Below are 7,983 nucleotides of genomic sequence, written 5' to 3' on the forward strand. Positions count from 1 at the left end.
GTATACACTTCGCCCTTGACAGAACCTTCTGAAACTTTTTGTGTAGTCACCAAGGCTGCTTAAGGTCTAATATATTGGCAATTCCAAAGGAAACCCTGCGAGCTTACACAAAATTCTTGACGGTACCCGAAAAATCAGCTATATTTAAAACGCTTACATTAAGTCATCTGATGACCTAATGATCTAATGATGTTATAATATGGGGGGAAAATGATGAATTTAGGATGGTTGTCATTGCTTGCACTCATCCCGATATTGACGGTGTTTTTACTGTTAGTTGTTTTACGTTGGCCAGCGAAAAGAGCGATGCCAATCGCGTTTTTCGTTACGGCATTAGCTGCATACTTTTTGTGGGAAGTGCCAGGCCATCAAATAGGGGCTGCAAGTGTGAAGGGGGTCGTTACAGCCCTAGAAGTTCTGTTTATCGTGTTTGGTGCGGTCCTGCTTTTAAATACTCTTAAAGAAAGCGGGGCCATTCATACGATTCGACAAGGATTTATTGAAATTTCACCAGACAGGCGCGTCCAAGCCATTATTATCTGTTGGTTGTTTGGCTCATTTATTGAAGGAGCATCTGGTTGGGGGACACCTGCAGCAATCCTTGCCCCGCTCCTCGTGGCGATCGGCTTTCCAGCAATGGCAAGCGTTATGGTTGCCTTAATTATTCAATCGACTCCTGTTTCATACGGAGCTATAGGTACACCTATCTTAGTCGGTGTCTCCTCTGGTCTTGCAGGGGCAGACAATGTAGCAGTCGAGGCGAGTGGACTAGGATTGACAGTCGACGAATATGTGCGAATGATTGGTGGACAAGTGTCCATCATTCACGGGATCGTCGGATTATTTATTCCGCTCATTATGGTGACCATGCTTACGTTCTTTTTCGGGAAAAATCGATCTATAAAAGAGGGGTGTGAAGTATGGCCCTTTGCTATTTTTGCTGGATTGGCGTTCACGATTCCTTATATGATCGTTGCCAACGTACTAGGGCCTGAATTTCCGTCGTTATTCGGAGGGTTGATCGGCCTTGCGATTGTCGTCCCTGCTGCGAAAAAAGGGTGGCTGCTGCCGAAACGTTCATGGAGTTTTGCTCATGAATCGATGTGGGACCCTGAATGGACAGGGACGTTAAAAGCGGATTCTTTAGCTGAGCCGACGATTCGTCCATGGGTTGCTTGGCTGCCTTACGTGTTAATCGGTCTGTTGCTTGTCCTTACTCGATTGAATGGACTACCGTTTGGCAATTGGTTAAAACGGCTAGAGTTTTCTGTGGAAGGGTTGTTCGGGACAGCCATTTCGATTACGAGTACGCCTTTGTTTTTACCAGGATTTATTATGGTCATTGCTTCACTTGTTGGTTATGTTATCTATCGAATGAAAGTAGATTCTTATATGCATGCTGTAAAACAATCGAGCGCGATGATTGTTCGGGCAGCACCTGCATTATTATTTGCGGTTCCTATGGTTCAGGTGTTTATTAACTCTGGCGACAATGCCTCAGGATTTGTCAGTATGCCACTCGTGCTAGCCGAAGGAGTTTCTCAGTTGGTTGGTGAAAGCTGGCCGCTTGTTGCACCAGTTATTGGTGCATTAGGAGCATTCGTTGCTGGCAGTAACACGATCAGCAATATGATGTTTTCCTTATTCCAATTTGGAACCGCTGAAAATGTAGGCTTGAATCCTGCGACGATTGTGGCGTTACAAGCAGTTGGTGGTGCCGCAGGAAACATGATTTGTGTTCATAATGTGGTTGCAGCTTCTGCTACAGCTGGGTTGACCGGAAAAGAGGGAGCCCTTATTCGTAAGCTTCTCATTCCAACAGGGTATTACTTGTTTTTCGCAGGAGCGATCGGCTATGTGGCGTTTTTCGGTATCGGCTTTAATATTGGAACGATAATGGCTATTCTCGTCATCATCGGTATCGTTTGGATGATTGTCAAAGGGAATCAACAGAAGAAGGAGAAATTAAACAACATCGAAGAAAAGTTCGGAGGGTGATCATATGAAAGTTTCGTTGTTTATTACCTGTCTTGCTGACGTCTTTTATCCTGACGTCGGCAGACACACGGTTGAATTGTTAGAGCGATATGGCTGTGAAGTGGAGTTTCCGGAACAGCAAACGTGTTGTGGTCAGCCTGCCTACAATAGCGGTTATCATCGGGACACGAAAAAAGTCGCCAAACACATGATTGAGACGTTTGCAAGGGCAGAGTATGTCGTTTCACCATCAGGATCATGTGTTGCCATGTTCCATGAATATGAGGAATTATTGAAGGATGAGCTGGTTTGGCAAGAACGGGCAAAAAAACTTGTAGCTAAAACATATGAGCTTTCTCAATTTCTCGTAAATGTATTAAAAGTAAAAGAGGTTCATAGTAGTTTGCAAGCGAAGGCTACGTACCATACGTCTTGTCATATGACACGTTTGCTCGGCGAAACGCAAAGTCCATTTGATTTGCTAGAGAAAGTCGAGGGGTTACAGTTGGAAGAGCTACCGAATCGGGAGACGTGCTGCGGATTTGGTGGGACGTTTTCCGTAAAAATGACGCCGATTTCCGAGCAGATGGTAGATGAAAAGGTGCGCCATATTGAGGAGACAGGAGCGGACGTGTTAATCGGTGCTGACTGTGGTTGTTTGATGAACATTGGTGGGCGTATTCAGCGAAAGGGCAAGCCGATTAAAATGATGCACCTTGCCGAAGTGTTGAATCATCAAGAGCGGACAAGGGAGGAATGATTTTATGGGCATTAAAATTGGCCATGCGTCATTTGACGAGCGAGTGGAAAAAGGAATAGACAACCTTTTTATGCGACAAGCGGTGAGCTCAGCGCAAGAGCGATTAAAGCTGGCAAAAGCAAAGGCGGAAGAAGAGCTAGGGGACTGGCAGGAATGGCGGACGCTCGCCGAAGAGATCCGATCGCACACTTTAGACAATCTTGATTACTACTTGGAGCAATTGAGCGATAATGTCAGCAAAAACGGCGGTTATGTTTATTTTGCGCAAACAGCTGAGGAAGCCAATGTATACATCAAAGAAATCGCAATGAAACAGCAGGCGAAAAAAATCATTAAATCAAAGTCCATGGTCACAGAAGAAATTGGCATGAACCAAGCCCTCGAAAGCATCGGCTGTGAGGTCATCGAGTCCGATCTTGGTGAATACATTTTGCAAATTGATGACCATGATCCACCGTCCCATATCGTGGCACCTGCTCTCCATAAAAACAAGGAGCAAATTCGAGAGACGTTCAAGGAGAAAAAAGGCTATTCCAAGTCTGCCAATCCGCAAGAGCTGACGCTTTTTGCTCGTGAACAGTTACGGAAAGAATTTTTACAAGCCGATATTGGCATTACCGGCTGTAACTTTGCCGTCGCTGAATCCGGCAGCATCACCCTTGTAACGAATGAGGGGAACGCCCGCCTTGCTACGACGATACCGAAGACGCAAATTACGGTGATGGGCATGGAGCGCATTGTCCCGACATGGGAAGAGCTTGATATCTTGGTGAGCATGCTTTGCCGTAGTGCGGTCGGGCAAAAGCTCACGAGCTATGTGACAGGACTTACCTCGACAAAAGAAGCAGGAGACGTGGATGGCCCAGAGGAATTCCACCTCGTCATCGTCGACAATGGTCGATCAAATATTTTAGGAACGGAATTTCAAGCGGCCCTCCATTGCATTCGCTGTGCAGCCTGTATTAATGTTTGCCCGATTTATCGCCATGTAGGCGGTCACTCCTACGGCTCGATCTACCCGGGACCAATTGGTGCTGTATTGACCCCGCTTTTAGAAGGCTATGACGATCATGAAGAGCTCCCATACGCCTCTAGTTTATGCGCTGCCTGCACCGATGCTTGTCCGGTGAAAATCCCGCTCCATGAGCTGCTAATTAAGCATCGCCGGGTCATCGCCGAACAGGAGAAACGGACTCCGCTCTCTGAATCCTTGGCAATGAAAGGCTTCGGTCTTGTGGCAAGTCAGCCGAATTTATTTAAAATGGGGACGAAGGGTGCACCTTATGTTCTCTCGCCGCTAACAAAGGACGGTTCGATTAAAAAGGGACCAGGTCCGCTAAAGGGATGGACGGACATTCGTGATTTACCAGCTGCAAAGAAAGAACGGTTCCGCGACTGGTTTAAAACTCGAGGAAAGGGGAACATCCATCATGATTCAACGACGAGAGACCTTTCTCAATAATGTTGCAGAAAAGCTCGGTAGAGGGCGGCGTACGGCCGGGGTCAAGCGTCCGGACTACACCGTTAAGCCACAGTTTGAAGTGATGAAAGAGTACTCTTCAGATCAACTGGTGAATGTATTGTCAGAGCAGTGTACGAAAATCCATACGGACGTGAAGCAAACGAAAGTAGATCGATTAGAGCTAGCCATTGATAACGTGCTAGAAGAATATAGTGCGAGAAACGTGATTACATGGAACGACCCTCGCTTTGATCAGTTTGGGTTAACGTCATTTTTGCAGCGAGAGCAAGTGGAAGTGTGGGATCACACCGAGGGTGAACGCTTAGTCGAAAAAGCAGAGCAAGCCGACATTGGCATCACATTCGCTGACTACACACTGGCCGAGTCAGGAACCGTCGTCTTGTTAAGTGGGAATGGCAAAGGGCGTTCAGTCAGCTTATTACCGACATATTACATTGCAATTATTCCGAAGAGCACGCTAGTCCCGAGAATGAGCCAAGTGACGAGAGAGCTCCACCTTAAGGCAGCCAGTGGAGAGCGCCTCCCTTCCTGCATTAATTTTATCTCTGGACCAAGCAATAGTGCTGACATTGAAATGAACTTAGTCGTTGGTGTTCATGGGCCGATCCGCGCCTGCTATATTGTCGTAGAAGATCGTTAAGGCTCGTATGGCCCCCCGATAAATTCGGAGCACCTAGACTTCTATGGTATAATGGTAGCGATTGATCTAAACGGGGTGCAAGCGATGGTAATTAAACGGGTAGAAACGAAAAAAATTTCAGAGGTCATTCGTGATGAGTTAGAAATGATGATTCGTAACGGTGAGCTACAGCCAGGAGAAAAACTTCAATCTGTGGAGAAGCTAGCGAAGGAGTATAATGTGAGCCGTTCGGCTGTGCGGGAGGCGCTCAGTGCCTTGCGAGCCATTGGGTATATTACGATCAAGCAAGGAGAGGGCACATATGTGAACAAATTTGACGTGTCACAGATGATGGCCCCCGTTTCCCCTGAACGAATCATGAGTAAAAAAGAAATCGAAGAACTGCTCCAAATTCGGAAAATCATGGAGGTCGGTGCGGCCAGTTTAGCTGCTACGCATCGTACCGATGAAGATCTAGCTGAAATGCGAGCGGCTTTAACGGATATGGCGCAAAGCGAAGGGGATCTCGGAGAAAAGGCCGATGTTCGTTTCCATCTAGCGTTGGCGAAAGCAACGAACAATGGCATGCTTCATGATATGATGCAGCAACTATCCGATACTCTTGGAAAAACAATGTATGAGACGCGGCGAATTGCCTTATTCTCAACAAAACAAACATTAGAACGGCTACAAGATGAGCATGAACGTATTTATGAGGCCATTGAAGCAAGAGATGCCGAAGGAGCAAACGATGCGATGCTCCAACATTTAATGAATGTGGAGCAGACTTTAATGGAGGCATATGAAAAGCAGTTATAGTATGAAGGGAGCTTTGATCACACCGGAGTGGTCAAGGCTTTTTTCACTTCTATGAAAGGTTGCCGAATGTAACTGATGAAAGTACAAGAAAAATAACGGTTTTTTTAATTGTGATGATGGTAGGATGTGTGAGAGTCACAGATGTAAAAAAGTTTAAAGTTTTTATTAAAAATGGGAAATAGGCTAAAAGCGATATTTTACAAAAAGAAAAAACATGATACAATATAACCGTTGGTTAGTAACCGACGGTTATATTGATTGAAGGAAAGGAGAGGACAATGCCTCACGATATTCAAGCTAGGGAAAGAATTTTAGTTGCTGCCAATAAACTTTTTTTAAAAAAGGGCTATGAACAAGTGACGGTTCGAGAAATTGCCAAAGAGGCAAACTGTTCACATACGAGTATCTATGTGTATTTTGAAGACAAACGAAAGTTGCTAGAAGCGCTTGCGAAAGAACCTCTTGTCAGTCTTCAAGAAAGTATGGCTGGAGCGCTCGCCTCAACCAAGTACGGGGCCAAGGAAAAGTTAATTCGTGTTTCAAAATGTTTTTCTATTTCGGATTAAGTTATCGGAATCTATATCAAGCATTCCTGACCTATGAAGCCGATCGTGTGGATACCCAAGAGACGAAATGGGAGCTGAATGAACAGCGCTTGACCCTTTTTAATTTCTTAACAAAAGCAGTATGTGGTGTTTTTCCAACAGCAGGGCATCGCAAGGTTGTAGATTTCAGTCGAATGATTTACTTTCTGCTTCATGGCATGATAATGACCTACAAAGATCTAGAAGAGCGGGTTCTTTCAATTGCTAAAAGGGTCTTTCCAATTGTTACAGAGGCCGTTTTATATTTGAGCATTTTGCAAAATTAGATTTTTGGGATAAAAGTATAAAAAATAAAGCACTCGACAAATAGCTACCAGCATGTTATTTTACAAAATATTACAATAATCTTGTTTTCGGGCATACCTACAGAATTTTTCACATTGAATTTTTTTAAGCGGCTTTCTTCCCTTTATTTTCCTTTGCCATCGCTAGCGCTGAAACAAGTAATACAATAGCGTTCAGGTAAATATGGGTCTTTACTTTTTCAATTCCCCATACATGTAGGGAGTTCGCCGTAAGGTAGCTTTTCATTCTTGAATTACAGCGTTCTACACTTGTCCTCTCGTTGTAAAGCTCTTTCCAACGTTTTGTATCACGGTGCGGATTGGAATATCGGCGCACATCCTTTTTGATGTCGACTTTTACCACCATTCCATAGTTGGAAGATGAACAGGCTGCCATTCCTAATGGGCAATCCACTTTGCCGGTTGCGTGAGGACATCTGAACTTGAGCTGGTCCTTATCAGCTCCCCAATAAGTCATTTCATAACCCATGGAACAACGCGGAGTTCCATTGGAAGAAATCCCTTCAGGAGGCTCTTTTTCGTTGCGCAAATTGAGCGGGATAATGGCTTGCGCTCCAATGTTTTTGGCTGATTCATAGTTTTTTAGTTGGTCATATCCGCCATCCATGATCAGAAATTCAATTTTGGATTTGGTACGCTCTGCCACTTGCTCTATTAATTCTGGTGCGACTTCTCCATCGTTCACATGGGCAGGGGTTACTTTTATGGCCATTGGCAGTTCGCTTGCGGTATCGACTGAAAGATGCATCTTATAGCCAAACCAGGTAATTTTATTGCCGAAGGAATCATATTTTGCGCCCCAATTGGCATTACCCGTTTGTTCACTACGCTTTTTGGGCTGTTTCTTTTCATAGGCATCAATGGCGGCACTGTCGATGGCCTGGTGGCTGCCGTCAATTATTCCTTCCTCCTGAGCTAACTGTACCAAGTCAAGGAAGATCTTTTCAGCCAGCTTTTTTTTGGTAAGTGCCGCAAAAACCCGGCTGAGAGTGGAGATAGACGGTGCGGGGCGATCAATCGATAAACCGCATTGATAACGGAAACGAAGGTCTTTATCCAATCGATGATGAAGGGCGGTAAAGGTGTCGATGCCTTCGAGTGGGGCAGCGATGAGAGCCCTTAGAATCCCTTCTCTGGAATGACCGTCAGCCCCTCGGGGTGAAGAACTTCTCAACTGTTTAGCATAAGGGCGTAAATCAAGCGAGCTAAAAAAGATAGGTAATTTCTCTTTTGACTCTAATTTTTGCAGTTCTTCAAAGGAAAATAGGCTTTCTTGTAGAATATACAAAGTGACTTCCTCCTTTTGAATTTTTGTGGTTTCGTCACTTCAAAAATTCTACATTTTAGGGGTGAAGTCCTTTTTTATGTCTTTGAAATCCTTATGGCTCTTGGGTCAAAAAATATGCAAAATGCTC

Annotated in this window: 8 protein-coding genes; 7 read left to right on the top strand and 1 reads right to left on the bottom strand. The window is 44.8% G+C overall.

The genetic code is table 11. From position 1 onward, the window contains the following. Positions 1–213 precede the first annotated feature (213 nt). From E2L07_RS19620 to E2L07_RS21405, 7 genes are all read left to right on the top strand, one after another. Positions 214–1,998 (top strand): L-lactate permease, encoded by a 1,785-nt coding sequence (locus E2L07_RS19620; protein WP_134230434.1) that lies wholly within the window; start codon positions 214–216, stop codon positions 1,996–1,998. 4 nt (positions 1,999–2,002) lie between these two features. Further along, complete coding sequence (locus E2L07_RS19625; RefSeq protein WP_053431265.1) at positions 2,003–2,737, top strand: (Fe-S)-binding protein; 735 nt, start codon at positions 2,003–2,005, stop codon at positions 2,735–2,737. Positions 2,738–2,741: 4 nt separating this feature from the next. Then, positions 2,742–4,199, top strand: coding sequence for a LutB/LldF family L-lactate oxidation iron-sulfur protein (locus tag E2L07_RS19630; RefSeq protein ID WP_010897994.1), 1,458 nt, complete (start codon positions 2,742–2,744; stop codon positions 4,197–4,199). Continuing rightward, on the top strand, positions 4,168–4,860 hold the full coding sequence (locus E2L07_RS19635; RefSeq protein ID WP_134230435.1) for a LutC/YkgG family protein: 693 nt from the start codon (positions 4,168–4,170) through the stop codon (positions 4,858–4,860). Before E2L07_RS19630 ends, E2L07_RS19635 begins: the two co-directional genes overlap by 32 nt. Before the next feature lie 84 nt (positions 4,861–4,944). After that, positions 4,945–5,658 carry a FadR/GntR family transcriptional regulator gene (locus tag E2L07_RS19640; RefSeq protein WP_134230436.1) on the top strand — a complete coding sequence of 238 codons (714 nt, stop codon included), beginning with the start codon at positions 4,945–4,947 and terminating at the stop codon, positions 5,656–5,658. A 278-nt stretch (positions 5,659–5,936) separates the two neighbouring features. Further along, a complete protein-coding gene (locus E2L07_RS21400) occupies positions 5,937–6,224 on the top strand; it encodes a TetR/AcrR family transcriptional regulator (RefSeq protein ID WP_243855017.1) in 288 nt (95 codons plus the stop codon). A gap of 47 nt (positions 6,225–6,271) precedes the next feature. Continuing rightward, on the top strand, positions 6,272–6,529 hold the full coding sequence (locus E2L07_RS21405) for a hypothetical protein (protein WP_243855018.1): 258 nt from the start codon (positions 6,272–6,274) through the stop codon (positions 6,527–6,529). 124 nt (positions 6,530–6,653) lie between these two features. On the opposite strand, the gene E2L07_RS19650 is transcribed toward E2L07_RS21405, so the two are convergent. Then, on the bottom strand, positions 6,654–7,856 hold the full coding sequence (locus E2L07_RS19650) for a transposase (protein ID WP_063210481.1): 1,203 nt from the start codon (positions 7,854–7,856) through the stop codon (positions 6,654–6,656). Positions 7,857–7,983 lie beyond the last annotated feature (127 nt).

This window comes from Halalkalibacterium halodurans (genome assembly GCF_004376175.1).
Lineage (GTDB): Bacteria > Bacillota > Bacilli > Bacillales > Bacillaceae_D > Halalkalibacterium > Halalkalibacterium halodurans.